This window comes from Psychrosphaera sp. F3M07 (assembly GCF_018860345.1).
In the GTDB taxonomy this organism is placed as follows: domain Bacteria; phylum Pseudomonadota; class Gammaproteobacteria; order Enterobacterales; family Alteromonadaceae; genus Psychrosphaera; species Psychrosphaera aquimarina.
In genome coordinates, this window is the sequence record NZ_JAHKPJ010000020.1 from 398,342 (window position 1) to 416,295 (window position 17,954).

At 37.8% G+C, this 17,954-nt stretch carries 16 protein-coding genes; 9 read left to right on the forward strand and 7 right to left on the reverse strand.

Annotation, left to right across the window (positions count from 1 at the left end; genetic code table 11):
- Positions 1–6: 6 nt before the first annotated feature.
- Positions 7–2,160 carry a fatty acid oxidation complex subunit alpha FadB gene (fadB, locus tag KO505_RS10620; protein ID WP_216055419.1) on the reverse strand — a complete coding sequence of 718 codons (2,154 nt, stop codon included), beginning with the start codon at positions 2,158–2,160 and terminating at the stop codon, positions 7–9.
- Between the two features lie 257 nt (positions 2,161–2,417).
- On the opposite strand from fadB, the gene KO505_RS10625 reads away from it, so the two are divergent.
- From KO505_RS10625 to KO505_RS10635, 3 genes are all read left to right on the forward strand, one after another.
- Positions 2,418–4,331, forward strand: coding sequence for a transglycosylase SLT domain-containing protein (locus KO505_RS10625; protein WP_216055420.1), 1,914 nt, complete (start codon positions 2,418–2,420; stop codon positions 4,329–4,331).
- A gap of 126 nt (positions 4,332–4,457) precedes the next feature.
- Positions 4,458–5,789 (forward strand): Xaa-Pro dipeptidase, encoded by a 1,332-nt coding sequence (pepQ, locus tag KO505_RS10630; protein ID WP_216055421.1) that lies wholly within the window; start codon positions 4,458–4,460, stop codon positions 5,787–5,789.
- Between the two features lie 9 nt (positions 5,790–5,798).
- On the forward strand, positions 5,799–7,250 hold the full coding sequence (locus tag KO505_RS10635) for a TrkH family potassium uptake protein (protein ID WP_216055422.1): 1,452 nt from the start codon (positions 5,799–5,801) through the stop codon (positions 7,248–7,250).
- Positions 7,251–7,304: 54 nt separating this feature from the next.
- Here KO505_RS10635 and KO505_RS10640 read toward each other — a convergent pair whose 3' ends face one another.
- From KO505_RS10640 to def, 5 genes are read right to left on the reverse strand one after another with little or no spacing between them, the layout of a single operon-like run.
- On the reverse strand, positions 7,305–8,051 hold the full coding sequence (locus KO505_RS10640; RefSeq protein WP_216055423.1) for a hypothetical protein: 747 nt from the start codon (positions 8,049–8,051) through the stop codon (positions 7,305–7,307).
- A 5-nt stretch (positions 8,052–8,056) separates the two neighbouring features.
- On the reverse strand, positions 8,057–9,433 hold the full coding sequence (gene trkA, locus KO505_RS10645; RefSeq protein ID WP_216055424.1) for a Trk system potassium transporter TrkA: 1,377 nt from the start codon (positions 9,431–9,433) through the stop codon (positions 8,057–8,059).
- A 33-nt stretch (positions 9,434–9,466) separates the two neighbouring features.
- The gene (gene rsmB / locus KO505_RS10650) at positions 9,467–10,768 is read right to left on the reverse strand and encodes a 16S rRNA (cytosine(967)-C(5))-methyltransferase RsmB (RefSeq protein ID WP_216055425.1); all 1,302 of its coding nucleotides are present in this window, start codon (positions 10,766–10,768) and stop codon (positions 9,467–9,469) included.
- 9 nt (positions 10,769–10,777) lie between these two features.
- Positions 10,778–11,737 carry a methionyl-tRNA formyltransferase gene (fmt, locus tag KO505_RS10655; RefSeq protein ID WP_216055426.1) on the reverse strand — a complete coding sequence of 320 codons (960 nt, stop codon included), beginning with the start codon at positions 11,735–11,737 and terminating at the stop codon, positions 10,778–10,780.
- Positions 11,738–11,742: 5 nt separating this feature from the next.
- Positions 11,743–12,258: a peptide deformylase gene (def, locus tag KO505_RS10660; RefSeq protein WP_216055427.1), complete on the reverse strand. Its 516-nt coding sequence runs from the start codon at positions 12,256–12,258 to the stop codon at positions 11,743–11,745.
- A gap of 200 nt (positions 12,259–12,458) precedes the next feature.
- On the opposite strand from def, the gene dprA reads away from it, so the two are divergent.
- The 6 genes from dprA to aroE all read left to right on the forward strand — a co-directional run bounded on the left by dprA (position 12,459) and on the right by aroE (position 17,150).
- Positions 12,459–13,562: a DNA-processing protein DprA gene (gene dprA, locus KO505_RS10665; RefSeq protein ID WP_216055428.1), complete on the forward strand. Its 1,104-nt coding sequence runs from the start codon at positions 12,459–12,461 to the stop codon at positions 13,560–13,562.
- 29 nt (positions 13,563–13,591) lie between these two features.
- Complete coding sequence (locus tag KO505_RS10670; RefSeq protein WP_216055429.1) at positions 13,592–14,065, forward strand: DUF494 family protein; 474 nt, start codon at positions 13,592–13,594, stop codon at positions 14,063–14,065.
- A 102-nt stretch (positions 14,066–14,167) separates the two neighbouring features.
- The gene (locus KO505_RS10675) at positions 14,168–14,716 is read left to right on the forward strand and encodes a type I DNA topoisomerase (protein WP_216055430.1); all 549 of its coding nucleotides are present in this window, start codon (positions 14,168–14,170) and stop codon (positions 14,714–14,716) included.
- Position 14,717: 1 nt separating this feature from the next.
- On the forward strand, positions 14,718–15,281 hold the full coding sequence (locus KO505_RS10680; protein ID WP_216055431.1) for an L-threonylcarbamoyladenylate synthase: 564 nt from the start codon (positions 14,718–14,720) through the stop codon (positions 15,279–15,281).
- A 13-nt stretch (positions 15,282–15,294) separates the two neighbouring features.
- On the forward strand, positions 15,295–16,191 hold the full coding sequence (gene hemF, locus KO505_RS10685; RefSeq protein WP_371819986.1) for an oxygen-dependent coproporphyrinogen oxidase: 897 nt from the start codon (positions 15,295–15,297) through the stop codon (positions 16,189–16,191).
- 149 nt (positions 16,192–16,340) lie between these two features.
- The gene (gene aroE, locus KO505_RS10690; RefSeq protein WP_216055433.1) at positions 16,341–17,150 is read left to right on the forward strand and encodes a shikimate dehydrogenase; all 810 of its coding nucleotides are present in this window, start codon (positions 16,341–16,343) and stop codon (positions 17,148–17,150) included.
- Between the two features lie 32 nt (positions 17,151–17,182).
- Here aroE and KO505_RS10695 read toward each other — a convergent pair whose 3' ends face one another.
- Positions 17,183–17,725: a gamma carbonic anhydrase family protein gene (locus tag KO505_RS10695; protein WP_216055434.1), complete on the reverse strand. Its 543-nt coding sequence runs from the start codon at positions 17,723–17,725 to the stop codon at positions 17,183–17,185.
- Positions 17,726–17,954 lie beyond the last annotated feature (229 nt).

Here is a 17,954-nt window from a genome sequence, read left to right on the forward strand (position 1 = left end):
CTCCTACTAGGCTGTATAAAAAGTTTGGCCAGTTTTAGCCATTTCACGAGTTTTATCGGTGACTTGATATATCTCACCCATATGAGCATATTTGTCTGCTTGTGCAACAAACTCCGCTAGTCCTACAGTATCAACGTAACGGAATATACCACCTCTAAATGGAGGGAAACCAACACCATATAATAAGGCCATATCTGCTTCTGCAGGTGAAGCAATTATACCTTCTTCTAAACAACGAATAGTTTCGTTGATCATAGGTATCATCAAACGGTTAATTACTTCTGCTTTATCAAAGTCTTTGTTTGCTGGTGCAATGTCAGCTAGTAATGCAACTGTAGATGCATCAACAGTTTTAGCAGGGCGGCCGCGTTTATCTAAAGAGTGAGTATAAAAACCTTTACCATTTTTCTGACCAAACATATTGTTTTTGTACAATGTAGTAACTGGGTCTTTATCTAGTTTTGGCATACGAGTTGGAAAGCCGTCAGACATAACATCAGTACAATGATCTGCGGTATCAATACCAACAACATCTAATAAGAATGCAGGTCCCATTGGCCAACCAAATTCACGCTCCATAACTTTATCTACTTTAGTAAAGTCAGCGCCATCATTTAGTAATAAGCTGAAGCCTGCAAAATAAGGGAACAAAACGCGGTTTACAAAAAAGCCAGGGCAGTCATTGACAACAATTGGTGTTTTACCCATTTTGCTTGCGTAAGCAACCGTTGCAGCAATAGTTTCGTCTGAGGTGTTTTCACCACGGATGATTTCAACTAATGGCATTAATGGCACTGGGTTAAAGAAATGCATACCACAGAAGTTTTCTGGGCGTTTAAGACTTTTAGCCAGTTTGTTAATTGAAATCGTAGATGTATTGGATGTCAGAATAGTATCAGCAGAAACATTTTGTTCAGTTTCGGCTAATACAGATGCTTTAACATTAGGGTTTTCAACAACCGCTTCAATGACAAAATCAGTGTCTTTTAACGAATCATAACTAAGAGTAGGAACTATGTTAGTTAAAGTCGATGCAAATGCTTTACCGTCGATACGGCCTTTAGCTAACTTCTTGTTAAGTATTTTTGATGCTTCTGAAAGTCCTAAATCAATGGCTGTTTGATTGATATCTTTCATAACTATCGGTGTACCTTTAGAAGCCGATTGGTAAGCAATACCACCACCCATAATCCCAGCACCTAAAACAGCCGCTTGTTTTACGGTAATTTTTGAACCTTTTGCCGCTTTTTTAGCAATGCCTTTTACATATTGGTCATTTAGGAATGTACCAATCATGGCCGTTGCCGTATCTGTTTTTGCAAGAGTGGCAAACAAGCGATTCTCAATTAACATAGCTTCTGCTCTAGGCAATAAAGCACCAGAATAAACAGATTCTACCGCAGCGATTGGTGCTGGGTAATGTTTACCTGCTTTTGCCATCACCATTGTTTTTGCTACCAATGAACCATTTTCAATTTCAGTTGCGCTGTAGTTAATAGGACTAGTTTTTTGTTGACGACGTGATTGCCAATCTAATTTACCGTTTATTGCATCCGTTAACATTTTAGTTGCAACTTCGATTAATTTATCACTTGAAGTGACTGCATCAATTGCACCGATAGCAATGGCTTTTTTAGTTTTTTGAGGTCGTGCTGATGTGATCCACTCTAATGCATTGTCAGGACCAATAAGGCGAGGAAGTCTAACGGTACCTCCAAAACCAGGAATTAAACCTAAGTTATTCTCTGGTAAACCTATTTGAGCTGTTTCGTCTGCTACTCGCATGTCGGTCGCTAAACAAAACTCAAAACCGCCACCTAATGCAAATCCAGAAATGGCCGTAATAGTCGGGACTTTAATGTCTTCAATACCATCAAACATGTCTGAGCTGCTTTTAATCCACTTAATTAAATCAGCTTCATCATTTTTGAAAAAACCTAAAAATTCAGTGATATCAGCGCCAACGATAAATGTAGATTTAGCTGAGCTTACCAAAACACCCTTAACATCAGTGTTTTCATTAATAGCTGCAGTCGCTAATTTACATTCTTGAATGGTTTGTTGGTCGAATTTATTTACTGAGCCTGGTGAGTCAAAAGTAAAATGGGCAATGCCATCACTTTGTAAATCTACAAAAAGGGTTTCACCTTTAAACAACATGTCTTATCTCCTAGCTTGGTATTTATATAGAGGTTAAATACAACAGGTCTAATTAGTTGGTAGAGTGTTACTCGACTTCACTAAAAAAGCAATGTTTTTAAACGACTGTTTGAATTTAACTGTAATCATATTTTTACTTGGTATAACGATTGCTAATTAATCTACTTAACTTAATATTAGTTAAATGTTGTTTAACTGCTGTTAATTTTTATATCTATTGGTTTAATCAATCTTTGTTTTAAGGTTATGTGATTTAAATGGTTAATTTGTTCAATAAAATGTTATTAATTTTTTGTGCGTTTTTTGCTTATAGCATTAATGCGCAAGACATTGAGCAAATAAGAGATTTATATTTAAAAGTAGAGCATGAAGCTAGATACGGAACCAAATCTTCATACTTAGATATCGCTGATGAAATTGTAGATTATCCTTTGGCGCCATATGCAGAAGCTATTTACCTTGTTCGTAATATGTCGTTGGCAAATAAACACCGCATTACTCGTCTATTATCTCGTTATCCAGATGCTCCTTTTTCCCATAAATTACAAAAAGCATGGTTACAATATTTAGCGGATGGGCAATTAAGACAAGCTTTCCTAGAAGAATACGTTGATGTTGGTGATACTCGATTAACCTGTTTAAATTTAACATGGCAATTACAAAATGGGGCGTCAGAACAGCATATATTACCGCAAGTGACAGAGTTATGGATGGCTCCGTTTTCTCAACCTAAAGAATGTAATTTTTTGTTTAACAAGTGGCAAAAGGCAGGTTATTTAACTACAGACAAAGCTTTAGAGCGTTTGATTTTAGCTGCCAAACAAAAAAACTATGGTTTGTTATCCTATTTAAAAAATTTATTAGACCCTTCCGATACACACCTAGCCAGTTTATGGAAATCAGTGGTAACTCGTCCTGCTAACGTGGCAAAAACTAACTTCTTTTTACTCTACAACGACAAAGAAAAAGACATTTTATTATTTGCCTTAAACAAATTGGTGTTTGTTGCACCAGAAAAGGTAGATAACCTTTGGTCTGAACTCTCTCCTAAATTTGCTTTTACCGAAACAGAAGTGAATTATTTAACCAAACGTATTGCTTTGGCTTATGCCGTCACAACACACGATTCAAGCTTAGAGTGGTTATTGAAAGTGCCTGAAGAAGTTGTCGATGAGTCGGTTAAACAGTGGCGATTGGCTTACAGTTTAGAAAAAGGGGATTGGCAACAAACATTAAATATCATGTCTTCCTTACCGGAACAAATGCAAACAGACGAATCTGTGGTGTATTGGAAGGCAAGGGCGCTGGATGAGCTTGGTGATCAAACTTGGTCAAAACGTGCGTTTTCGGAATTATCGGAACGACGTGATTATTACGGCTTTCTTGCGGCTAATAAAATGGGTGTTGAGGCAAACTTACGCCACGAACCTTTAGAGATACTCGAACGTGACTTTATTAATGTAGGTAGTTCAAAAGTCATGCAACGTGCGTTTGAGTTATTTAAGTTAAACCGCTTAAATGACGCGAGAAAAGAATGGAACTTATTAATCAAATATTCAACAACCCGCGAAAAATTGGCGGCGGCAAAACTTGCTTATAATTGGGGTTGGTACGACAGACCCATATTTACTTTGGCTGCGGTGGGTTATTTAAATGATGTGAATTTACGTTTTCCGCTTGCCTATAAAAGTATCTTATCTACGAGTGCGAAAAATAATGTGGTCGACCCAGCATTTGTTTTTGCAATCGCCCGAAGAGAAAGTTCATTTATGCATGATGCCTATTCATCGGCTGGAGCTGCAGGGTTAATGCAAATTAAACCAAGCACAGCAAGTTATATGGCTAAATCAAAAGTCAGAAGAAAACAGCTATTTAAACCAGAGAAAAACGTAAAACTTGCGACTAATTACCTTTCTTATTTGATGAAAAAAAGTAAAGGAAACCCCATTGTAGCAACCGCGGCCTATAACGCTGGATTTTCAAAAGTGAAACGTTGGTTGCCAGAAAAAGAAATGGCGGCCGACGCATGGATTGAAACCATACCGTATAAAGAAACTAGGAACTATGTAAAAGCTGTAATGGCGTATACAGAAGTTTACCAAAAGTTACTGAAGCGTACGGATAATGTGTTTGCCAAATCACAAGACGCAGTAATAAGCCCAACACTTTAGCGGTCTTTTTCTGTTTGTGGTCAAGATCCCAAGTATATCGCTGATTTTTACTTCATTTATTGCTAACTTGTTTATTCCAAAAGCTTTTAGATGCTAAACTCTGATTAAAAATACGGAGCCGCGATCATGTCTTTACTTTCTTCTTTATCATCCACATTTCCTGAACATATCAAACGTCTACAAAAATTAGCGCAACAAACATTATTAAATGAACGTTTAGATGCATTTGTTATTCATAGTGGCCAGCCGATTAGACAGTTTTTAGATGATATGGATTACCCGTTTAAAGTTAATCCTCAATTTAAAGCTTGGTTGCCTATTGTTGATAATCCACATTGTTGGTTAATCGTTGATGGCAAAAACAAACCTAAATTAATTTTTTATCGTCCAGTGGACTTTTGGCATAAAGTGCCAGATGAACCTACTGAGTATTGGACCGAACAAGTTGAAATTGTTTATTTAAAAAGCCCTGCAGACGTTGGACAGTTATTACCTTATGACCGCTCTAATATGGCGTATTTAGGTCAAAGTGTAGATGTAGCAAAAGCACTTAACTTTGGTCACATTAATCCAGACAGCTTAGTGAGCTTTTTACATTATCAGCGTGCCTATAAATCAGATTACGAAAAACATTGCCTACGTGAAGCCAATAGATTAGCGGTATTAGGGCATAACGCAGCAAAAGAGGCTTTTTATGCTGGGGAATCTGAATATGGCATTCAAATGGCTTATTTAGATGCATGCCAGCATTTAGAATCTGAAACACCATATGGCAACATCGTTGCGTTAAATGAAAATGCTTCGATTTTACATTACACCCATTTTTTACGTAATAAACCTACCTCACCAAAAAGCTTTTTGATTGATGCTGGCGCTTCATTTAATGGTTACGCTGCGGACATTACTCGTACTTATGCATTTGATAAAACCAATGAATTTGCCGAATTAATCAAATCCGTTGATCAAATCACGACCGATATGGGGGCTGCGCTAAAACCTGGTGGTTCGTATGTTGATTTACATGTGCAAACTCATGCATTAATCGCAAATACGTTAGAGCAATTTAACATTATCAAAGTACCAGCGGCACAAGCGTTAGAATCTGGCTTAGTCCGTACTTTTTTTCCACATGGTTTAGGTCATCATTTAGGACTTCAAGTGCATGACGTGGGTGGGTTTATGGGAGATGATAGAGGCACACATGTGGCTTCACCAAAAGATCACCCATTTTTGAGAACAACTCGACATATAGAAGCCGATATGGTGTTTACAATTGAACCTGGTTTGTACTTTATTGATACGTTATTAGCAGACCTAAAGGGTACAAATTTAGAAAGTATGGTGAACTGGGATAAAGTTGCTGAGTTTAAGCCATTTGGCGGTATTCGGATTGAGGACAATATTATTGTTCATACCGAACGTAATGAAAATATGACTCGCGAGTTAGACTTAAAATAAGAGAATACAATGCAATACCGTGCGATAGTTAGAATACTAGGTTTGTTAATTGCGTTATTTAGTGTGGCGATGTTACCGCCAGCTATTGTGTCAATTATCTATAACGATGGCGGTGGTGTGCCTTTTATCATCGCATTCTTCTTTAACTTAATCGCCGGTATATTGATCTGGTACCCCAACAGGATGCAAAAAGCAGATTTGAGAACCCGGGAAGGTTTCTTAATTGTTGTCTTCTTTTGGTTAGTTCTTGGCTCTTTTGGTGCTTTGCCATTTATTTTCTCAACAACCCCAGAGATTGGTTTAGCAGATGCATTTTTTGAATCATTTTCTGGCTTAACTACCACGGGTGCTACTGTATTAACGGGACTAGACTTCTTACCTAAAGCGATACAGTTTTACCGTCAGCAATTACAATGGTTAGGAGGAATGGGGATCATTGTGTTAGCTGTGGCTATCCTACCAATATTAGGGGTCGGTGGGATGCAGTTGTATCGAGCTGAAATACCGGGTCCTATGAAAGACAGTAAGATGACACCGAAAATAGCGGATACCGCAAAACATCTTTGGTACATCTACGTGGCACTAACTACGTTATGTGCAGTCAGTTATTGGCTTGCTGGTATGAATGTGTTTGATGCCATAAGCCATGCATTCTCTACCGTCGCAATTGGTGGTTTCTCTAATCACGACGCCAGTATTGGATATTACGACAGCACTGCAATTAATTTAGTCTGTGTGGTGTTTTTGTTAATTTCAGCAGCTAACTTTTCTTTGCATTATGCAGCGATGACAAATCGCTCGATAAAACAATATATACGAGATCCAGAGTTTAGGGTGTTTTTATATATCCAATTAGCTTTAGTATTATTATGTTGGTACGTTTTGGTTGATCAAAGTGAATACGCGTCTAACTTTGAATCCTTGGATAAAGCGCTGTTTCAATCTGTATCTATGTCTACCACCGCAGGGTTTGCTACAACGAGCTTTTCTACTTGGCCAGTATTTCTACCCATCCTTTTGATTTTTAGTTCTTTTATTGGCGGTTGTGCCAGCTCTACTGGTGGTGGATTAAAAGTAGTAAGGGTGATTTTGTTGTTTAAACAAGGACTTCGTGAATTAAATCGTTTAATTCATCCAAAGGCTATTTTTTCAATAAAAATGGGAAAAAAAGCGTTACCTGACCGAGTTGTTGAAGCGGTATGGGGATTCTTTTCTGCTTATACATTGATCTTTGTTGTGATTATGATGTGTTTGATTGGTACCGGGTTAGATAATATTACTGCGTTTACAGCAACGGCTGCGTGCTTAAATAACTTAGGCCCAGGGTTAGGTGAAGTTGCGGTGAATTATGCCAGTGTAAGTGACAGCGCTAAGTGGATACTAATGTTAGCTATGGTGTTTGGACGACTTGAGATATTTACTTTATTGGTGTTATTTACCCCAGCATTTTGGCGTAATTAACATGGCTAATCCCTGAGCTAATTATCTATAGATATTAACTCAGGGGATTAATTACTAATTGTTAAGCTTACATACATATTCAAATTCTACTTTTTCTGCAACATCATCAATTTTTATTAACGTCACATCACATAGCCAGTTCGGCGCAAATCTAAATCTTAATGTATGACCAATATGGAAAAACATTAATGCGTTACCCACATATATTTGAGCACTGCCATTATTAAGAATTCGTTGAAGCCCTATACGAGAAGTTGGTTCAGATAACATAGAGTAAGAGTCATTCACACTGATCGAAAAGTTTTTAACCGTACCGTGAGAATATGACATTGCAGATTCAACTTTTTTAAGTTGCGCTTTTAGTTCAGTGTTTTCTGTTTCTAACTGTGCTATTTGGTTTTTATATCGAGTTGTAATATTAGAAAAAGAAAGCTTAGTTTGCTGGAGCTCACTCTCAGCTTGTTTTAAGTTGGTTTTGTGTTGGATTATCTGATCAAGTAATTCAGTTAATCGAGAACGTTCATTACTCGATAATTTAAGGTCTTCGCTAATGGATTGAAATTCAGTTACTAAAGCGTCTAACGAACTAACTTGTCCCAACTGGTTAATGTCTTTGTTTAGTTGGTTTATTTTAATTATATTTTCATTGGAACCTAAGTGATAGGCTAGGTAAGTCATCCCTGCAATAATAATTAAGCTTATACCAACCCAACGAATGATATGACCAAAGCCGAAATAGTTGCCTTGGTAACCTTCAGTGTTGTTATCTTGACTGCTGTGTTCTGTGCTTTGATTATTCATAATATTTATAAGAAAAATGCATTCACTTGGAATAATTTTTCAACTTCCGTTATATGTTTTTTATCCACTAAAAATAATATGACATGGTCGTTACTATTAATAACCGTATCATCGTGTGCAATAAGAACGTCATTGCCTCTTACTATTGCACCTATTGTTGTTCTAGGAGGCAATTTTAACTCTTGTATTGCACGTCCAACGACTTTAGAACTGTTTTCGTCACCATGCGCAATGGCTTCAATGGCCTCCGCAGCACCACGGCGTAATGAATATACATTTTCAATATCAGCGCGTCTAACATGAGTCAGTAACGCAGAAATAGTAGCCTGTTGTGGCGAGATGGCAATGTCTATTTCACCACCCTGAACTAGATCAACATACGCACTGCGTTGTATAAGTACCATGGTTTTTCTTGCACCCATGCGTTTCGCTAACATGGCGGACATGATATTGGCTTCATCGTCATTTGTGACAGCAATGAAAACATCGGTCTGGTCGATTTGCTCTTCAGCTAATAACTCTTGATCAGAAGCGTCGCCGGTAAATACTACTGTATGCTCAAGTCGTTGTGATAAATATTCTGCTCGTTTTTGGTTTCGTTCAATCAGTTTTACCCGATATTGAGTTTCTAAAATTCTAGCTAAACCAGCACCAATATTACCTCCACCAACTATCATAATACGTTTATAACTTTCTTCGAGTTTTTGTAACTCGTTCATCACTAATCGTATATGTTTTGATGCAGCAACAAAAAACACTTCGTCATCGGCTTCGATAACTGTGGTACCTAATGGTTTGATTGCTTGACCTTTACGGTAAATAGCCGCTACTCGAGTTTCTACTGTAGGCATATGTTCTTTTAATGCGGACAAAGCGTATCCAACCAAAGAACCGCCATAGTAAGCTTTGACGGCAACCAATGACACTTTACCGCCGGCAAACTCTAACACTTGCAGTGCACCTGGGTATTCTATTAAACGATGTATATATTGAGTAACTAGTTGCTCAGGAGCAATGTAATGATCAACCGGCAAATCATGATTATGGAATAACTGCTCTTTATATTTTAAGTATTGCTGAGAACGAATTCGGGCAATTTTAGTAGGAGTAGAAAATATACTATAGGCAACTTGGCAGGCCATCATGTTCACTTCGTCACTTCGAGTAACGGCAATTAACATATCTGCATCTTCTGCGCCTGCTTGTCTTAATACATCAGGGTGAGAGCAGTGACCACATACAACTTGTAAGTCGAGTTTGTCTTGTAATTCATGTAATTTTTCTGCGTCAATATCCACCACTGTGATTTCATTTTCTTCACTGGTAAGATTTTCTGCTAAAGTCGCACCGACTTGTCCTGCACCTAATATAATTATCTTCATATCGAGATAGTAACTAACCTGTTATTTTTATTATTAACTTAATGTTTTCATCAAGCGACAGTAATAGAACCCATCCATATTAAGCTGACCTGGTAATATTTGCCAACCAGGCGCTTCATTTGTTTCTGAATTATCTATTTTTACTAATTGAGCATCATGGGTATTGAGTAAAAATTGCGCCATTTGACGCTTGTTTTCTTCTGGTAACACTGAGCAAGTGGCATATAACATAATGCCGCCAGGTTTCAGCTTTAGCCATAAAGTATCGAGTATTTTTTTCTGTAGTTCAGCTAGTGCTTCGATATCTTCATTACGCCTAAGCCACTTTATGTCAGGGTGACGACGAATGACACCTGTTGCAGAGCAAGGAGCATCCAACAGAATGCGATCAAACGTGATAGTTTCATCAATAACGCTTGGGTCGGATAAATCACCGCAAATAATTTTAGCGTCTTCACCTAAACGCGTTAGATTTTGGCTTACACGCTCTAGTCTATTTTCATCAATATCTGCAGCCACCATATCACAGGTTGCTAAATCTAATACGTGACATGTTTTACCGCCCGGGGCAGCACATGCATCTAGAATTAACTCACCATCTTTAGGTTCTAACAACAGTGCAGCATGTTGAGCTGCGCCATCTTGTACAGTAAACCAGCCTTGCTCAAATCCAGGAATGGACTCAACAGGACTAGGTTTGTTGAGCAAAATACCAGTTTTGTGTGTTAAAGGCTGTTCAAACGCAATATTCGCCTTGTTTAATTCTTCTATAAAAGTATCAATTGAAACGTTATTGGTATGTACACGCAACCACATAGGTGAACGCTCTAAGTTTTGTTCTAAAACATACGTCCAGTTATCAGTGTAGGCTGCTTGAATACGCTTTATAAACCAACTTGGGTGGCTATATTGAGTAACCAAATTGTCAGTTTTAGATTCTAAAGCCTCTTTATTTCTAGTGAAGTTACGTAAGCAGGCATTTACTAACCCTTTTAGTCCAGGAGCTTTAAGTACAACAGTGGCTTGTACTGTTTCTGCAACTGCAGCGTGTTCAGGAATACGCATTTTGTCTATCTGATATAAACCAACAATGATCAGATGATGGAATATGCGTTGCTTGCCTTTAAGTTTTTTACTTAATAATAAATTAGTTATTGAGTCATATTTTGGAAAATAACGTAATACGCCAAAACATATCTCTTGTAGTAAAGGGGCGTCTTTAGGGGCTAGGTTAGCTTGCGATTTAGGCAATACATCAGATAATGATAATCCCTTATCTAATACGGCGACCAAACATTTTGCTGCTTCTGCTCTTACGTTTTTAGTTTTATTCATAATGAAGTTCTAATTTGCATCCACTAACAAGTTGGTTCCTGGTTTAACCCAATCTGCACGACCATTTATAAAGTCAGTGACCGACATTGGTTTTTTACCCTGAGGTTGTAATTGAGTAATATTAATTGCGCCTTTTGCTGTGGCCACAGTAATACCTGTTTTATCGGCGCTAATAATTTCACCGGCAGGTTTATCTGAGAAAGTCACTATTTCGGCTTGCAGAACTTTTACCGTATTACCACTTAAATTTGTATATGCCACAGGCCAAGGTTGATAACCGCGGATTGCTCTTTCAACTTCATTGGCTGGTAATGTCCAATCAATGAGCGCTTCTTGTTTAGTTAATTTATGGGCGTACGTTGCCAATGCATCATTTTGTTTTACTGGAGTAGTTGTTCCAGCTGCAATTTGATCAACTGTTTTGGTTAATGCGTTAGGGCCAATTAGTTGTAATTTTTCATAAATAGAGCCGCTTGTGTCTTGATCAGTAATGTCACACTTTTCAACTAACAACATATCGCCAGTATCAAGGCCAACATCCATTTGCATAATGGTGACACCAGTTTCAGCGTCACCAGTTAAAACAGAACGTTGAATTGGCGCGGCACCTCGCCATTTGGGCAATAACGAGCCATGTACATTGATGCAACCATGTTTAGGTGCATCTAATGCTGCTTTAGGCAGTAATAAACCATAAGCGACCACTATCATTAGGTCAGCATTCCATGCAGACAATTCATCTAGAGCTTCGTCTGTCTTTAATGATTGAGGTTGGCAAACCGGAATGTTGTGCTCCAGTGCAATTTGTTTTACGGCACTTGGTTGTAACTTTTTACCTCGGCCTGCAGGGCGGTCTGGTTGAGTGTAACAGGCGATGATGTTGTAGTTATTTGCAATTAAGTGTTCTAAATGTTTTGCGGCAAACTCTGGCGTTCCCGCAAAAATAATATTCAACTTTTTATCTGACACTCAACTTACCTTTTTTCTTTTGCTAGCGCTTTAGCTTCTTTTTCCAACTTCTTCTTAATACGGTCACGTTTTAATGGTGACAAATAATCAACAAACAGTTTGCCATCCAAATGATCTAATTCATGTTGGATGCAGATGGCCATTAAGCCTTCAGCGGTTTTAGTGAAGGCTTCACCATTTTTATCTAAGGCGGTCACCGTTACTGTTTCGGCACGCTCAACTTTGGCATAACAATGAGGAACTGATAAACAGCCTTCTTCATTGATCACCATACCTTCTTTATGCGTGATCACTGGGTTAATAAAAACTAGAGGTTCATCTCGTTCCGCCGATGTATCTAATACAAATAAGCGGATATGTTGATCGACTTGAGAAGCGGCTAAGCCAACGCCTTGCTCTTCATCCATAGTGTCAAACATATCGTCAATCAGCGTTTTTATTTCGTCTGTTACTTCAGTGATCTCTTTTGCTACTGTGCGTAGTCTTTCATCTGGGAATTGCAAAACATTTAATACAGTCATGATTATTCTTTTACTCAAAATATTGGAAACATAAGGTGTTTAGTCAGTCGACTCTCATCGCTACTACAAACACAGATAAAGTAATTTTACCTTTATATCCCCAATTTTAACAGGAATTGATGGTTATTATTCCGTCATTATAAATTCGCAATTATTCAGTTAGTTTACTATGTTTCTATTATTGGGAATGTGGGGTGTTTATGGATGAATTCAAAGACTCAGAACTTTTGTCTAAATCGGAATTACGATTATGGATGGCGCTATATCTTTGCCCCCAATTAGGCATAGGATCGTTAAAAAAATTAGAAGCGTTATTGCCCAATGTATTAAGCGTATTCCAACTCCCAGAAAGTGAGCTTCCTAATTATAAATTATCTCCCAAACAAATAACCAAACTATTAATGCCGGATTGGCAATATATAGACAGGTTAGTCGATTGGTTAACATCACAACAAATACTTGTATTGCCATTTAATCATATGTTGTACCCAAGTTTATTATTCAATACTGCCAGACCACCTGTCTTATTATTTTTAAAAGGCAACATCAAATTATTAAACCAAGTTCAGTTAGCGTTTGTTGGTAGCCGCAACCCCACCGCTTATGGTAGCCAAGTGACTAAAAACTTTGTTCGTGAGTTAGTTGGTTTACAGGTTGTGATTACAAGTGGGTTAGCGATTGGTATTGATGGTATTGCACATAAAGCAGCGTTATCGGCTAAGGGTCAAACTATAGCGGTTTTGGGATCGGGTCTAAATCAAATTTACCCTAAACGTCATTTATATTTAGCTGAACAAATTGTTGAACAAGACGGTTTGTTGGTATCTGAGTTTTTACCTAACGTTCCCCCAGTACAGTTCAATTTTCCTAAACGAAATCGAATTATAGCTGGGATGACCAATGGCACCGTTGTGGTAGAAGCAGCCATTAAAAGTGGTTCTCTTATTACGGCACAAATAGCGGTAGAAGAAGGGAGAGATGTATTTGCGATACCTGGCAGTATCTTTAATCCCTTGTCAGTAGGTTGCCACCATTTAATCAAACAAGGTGCTAAAATTGTGACAGGTATTGACGATATAATAGAAGAGTACGTTGGATTAACAAAAACGGACAATTTTTCTAATAAAAAGGACTTGGCAGAGGATAAATTGTTAGCTAGTGTAGGACATGACACAACGTCAATTGATGTCATCGTTCAACAATCTAATCTACCTGTTGAACAGGTACTGACTAAGTTGTTGAGTTTAGAAGTCGAAGGGTTAATTGTTGCAGTACCCGGAGGCTATTTAAAGGTAAGTAGTTAACCTAGCCTATATAAACAAAGGGGCAATGTATGTTTGATATCCTTTTGTATTTGTTTGAAAATATTGTAAATGACAGTTCTGAAGTTTGGATAGATGATGATGCACTATCTAAGGAGCTCAAAAGGGCTGGATTCCACGACGACGATATTTATAAAGCGTTAATGTGGTTAGAAGATTTAGCCGATTTACAATCCACTGATAACGCCCCATTTATTGCAGGGCAAACCGCCGTATCCACTCGAGTTTATACATTGGAAGAAAGTTTTAAACTAGATGCAGAATGTAGAGGTTTTTTACTTTTCTTAGAACAAATTAATTTATTAGATGTTGCTACTCGAGAAATGGTCATTGATAGGGTAATGGAATTAGAGGAAAGCGAAATTATACTAGAAGACTTGAAGTGGGTTGTCATGATGGTTTTATTTAATGTGCCCGGTAAAGAGTCTGCCTTTGAGCAAATGGAAAATCTAGTATTTGATGAATTTGACGGCACATTACACTAAGCACTTTCTGATTTAGATTAATAATTGATTAACTTTTGATTGCTTATAAATTTGTAGTGGATAAGATCCACTGCAAATTTCATTTATTCGACTTCTGAGCATATGACCCCGGACCAAGATAATCCGTTTGAATCTACTAAAACAAAAGAATTCTGTCCTAAATGTAACTCAGAGTTAACCATCAAAACAGGCTCGTCTGGTGCCTTTTTAGCCTGTGTTACTTATCCTGTTTGTGATTACACGCGCGCTTTATCCCAATCCTCCGAAGTACAAACTTTAAAAATCCTAGATGATGTTTGTTGCCCAGAATGTGAAGGAGATTTGGCGGTTAAAACCGGTAAGTTTGGAATGTTTATCGGTTGTTTAAATTACCCTGATTGTAGTTTTACTGTTAAAGATGACGATGATGATGATTATGAGCCTGTAGATTGCCCTTTATGCCAAAAGGGTGAATTACATATGCGGGCGAATAAAAAAGGCAAAAGCTTTTATGCTTGTGATCAATACCCCAAGTGCGATTATCTATTAAATCAAAAACCAATTGCGGTAAAATGTGATGAGTGTGATTGGGCTGTAATGACAGAACATAATAATGAATTACATTGCCCTAATTGTAACCACCATGTTCGAGTGCCACCAAAAGCTGATTAATATGAAAGATAATGTAATAAGAAAGGCAGCTGTTGCTGCATTAAAACAAGACCAAGTTATTGTTTATCCAACAGAAGCTGTATGGGGGATGGGATGTGATCCGCAAAGTGAAATCGCGGTAAACCATTTGCTAACGATCAAACAAAGACCAATAGAAAAAGGGTTAATATTAATTGCCGCTGACTTTGCACAAGTGGAAAAATATGTAGATATAAAAAAGCTATCCTCAGATATTAAACAACAAGTATTTGATTCTTGGCCTGGCCCTGTAACTTGGTTATTACCTTGTTCAGAGATAGCACCACATTGGGTTACAGGTGGCAGCGATCTAATTGCGGTGCGAATTACCAACCACCCAACAGTCATAAATTTATGTAATGAATTCGAGGACGCTATTGTTTCTACTAGCGCTAATTTAACGGGTCAGCCAACATGTGAAACGTTAAATGAACTGCAAGAACTGTTTGACGATAAAGTTGCTGTTTATGTAGATGAGCCTTTAGGTGGGAATACAAACCCTTCAACCATAAAACACGCATTTACCGGAAAAGTAATAAGGAGTTAAGTTGGAAAATACAATGTTAGAACAAGTTAAACGTTTCTTGCAGTCATTGCAGGATGATATTTGCACCACGTTAACTGAGCTTGATGGTAAAGCGTTTGAACAAGATCAATGGCAAAGAGAAGAAGGGGGAGGTGGGCGCTCTCGAGTATTAAAGAACGGAAACTTGTTTGAGCAAGCAGGTGTGAACTTCTCCCATGTTTATGGTGCTAATATGCCGGCATCTGCTACCGCACATCGACCTGAATTAAAAGGGCGCAGCTTTAATGCCTGCGGTGTGTCTTTGGTTATACATCCACATAATCCACATATTCCAACAACTCACGCTAATGTCCGTTTTTTTATTGCTGAAAAAGAAGGTGAAGATCCAGTTTGGTGGTTTGGCGGTGGTTTTGACTTAACGCCATATTACCCAAAAGATGAAGATGTTATTCATTGGCATCAAACGGCATTAGATATTTGCCAACCGTTTGGTGATGACTTGTACGATAAATATAAAAAATGGTGTGACGAATATTTCTATTTAAAACACAGAGATGAAACTCGTGGTGTTGGTGGTCTGTTTTACGACGACTTAAACGAATGGGGTTTTGATAAGTGTTTCGAATTTACTCAAAATATCGGTCGTGGATTTTGCCAAGCATACGTACCAATTGTTCACGCTAGAAAAGACGATGAATATAATGAAGCACAACGTCAGTTTCAATTATACCGTCGGGGCCGCTACGTAGAGTTCAACTTAGTCTTTGATCGCGGGACATTATTTGGTTTACAAACCGGTGGCAGAACTGAGTCTATATTAATGTCGTTACCTCCTTTAGTACGTTGGGAGTATCAATACTCACCAGATGAAAATAGCCAAGAAGCTAAATTGAATGAGTATCTAGTACCTAGAAACTGGTTAAGCCGTTAATAATAATCTTCATCGAGAATCGTATAAGTTAAATTTCCCCAAATACCCAGAGGAGTTTAACTTATACATATAAATTATTGTTATGACCTTGTGATCAAAGCTGAATTTCGAGACTATCTTGATAACTCAACTACCTTGAATCGTATCTAATGAAACAATTTGCTGTTATTGGTAATCCAATTGCCCACTCTAAATCGCCACTAATTCATCAAACATTTGCCAAGCAACTTAATATTGAGTTGAGTTATACCTTGTTAGAGTCTGAACCAGACCAGTTCAAACAAACAGTAGATGCGTTTTTTTCAAATGGTGGAACAGGTCTTAATGTGACAACTCCGTTTAAACAGGATGCGTATGAATATGCGGATCAAACCTCTGCTCAATCTAAAATAGCGCAAGCGGCTAATACCTTATATATCGATGATGGCATTTATAAAGCAGACACCACCGATGGCATTGGATTAGTAACAGATCTTAAGTTTCATAATTTCAGTCTGACTAATAAGAAAATATTAGTGTTAGGTGCTGGTGGTGCAGCAAAAGGCGCAATACTCGCGTTAATCGAAGAGTCACCTCACAGTATAGTAATTGCCAATAGAACCAAATCAAAAGCGGAACAAATAGTAAGTGCTATAAATGTGAATAACCTTTTTGCCAGTGGATTAGAAACAATAGAAGGGGACTTTGATATTGTGATCAATTCTACTTCTTGTTCAATAACCGATGACGTACCAGAGATGGACACCTCTTGTTTTAAACACATATCAGTTAGTTACGATATGAGTTACAAACCTCATGTGACTAGTTTTAACCAATACGTAATAAAAAATAGCCACTCAAATGTTAAAACAATCGATGGATTAGGTATGTTAGTGGAACAAGCGGCAGAGTCATTTCTAATTTGGCACGGCATTCGACCAGACACATCCCAAATTAGAAAATTACTAAGAGAGCAGTAAGACGTTTAATAGAACGAAAAAATGCAACAAGATCATAGCTGCTCTAGGTACTCATTCTTAAGGCGTACATAGTTATCTGCAGATACCGTTAGAAATTCCATTTCACTGGTTTTTAACGGTCTTACTTTTTTTACCGGGTTACCCACATATAAGTAGCCATCTTCTAATACTTTATGAGGTGGCACTAAAGATCCTGCACCAACAATACAATCATTGCCAACAACAGCCCCATCCATAACAATCGCGCCCATACCTACTAAAACGCGGTCACCTATAGTGCAGCCATGTAACATAGCTTTATGCCCGACAGTTACATCTTCTCCTATAATAAGTGGGTTACCATTTGGATTAGACGCTGACTTTCTAGTGACATGTAAAACACTGCCATCCTGAATATTGCTTCTTGCGCCTATGAAAATAGTATTAACATCACCTCTAGCGGCAACCATTGGCCAAATGCTAACGTCTTCTTTTAAGGTTATATCACCATAAAGTACAGCAGTACCCTCTATAAAAACATTATCTTCTAATTTAGGAGCGATACCGTTATACATTTTTGTATTTGTTTGATTCATAATAAGTCCTCACTTTTACCTGTATAATACCTTAAAATTTAACCAAATAAGTCAATAAATACACGTTGTGTAGGAATAATAGTCACTCGGTAAATTAATTCAATAAAACACTTGCGCCATTATAAAATCTCCCTATAATGCGCCCCACGTTGTCAGGAAGACGCCAAGCCGCTAAAACAACAAGTTTGAATTAGGGTTTGGAGCAAGAAATCTTAGAGAAGTTTGTAAA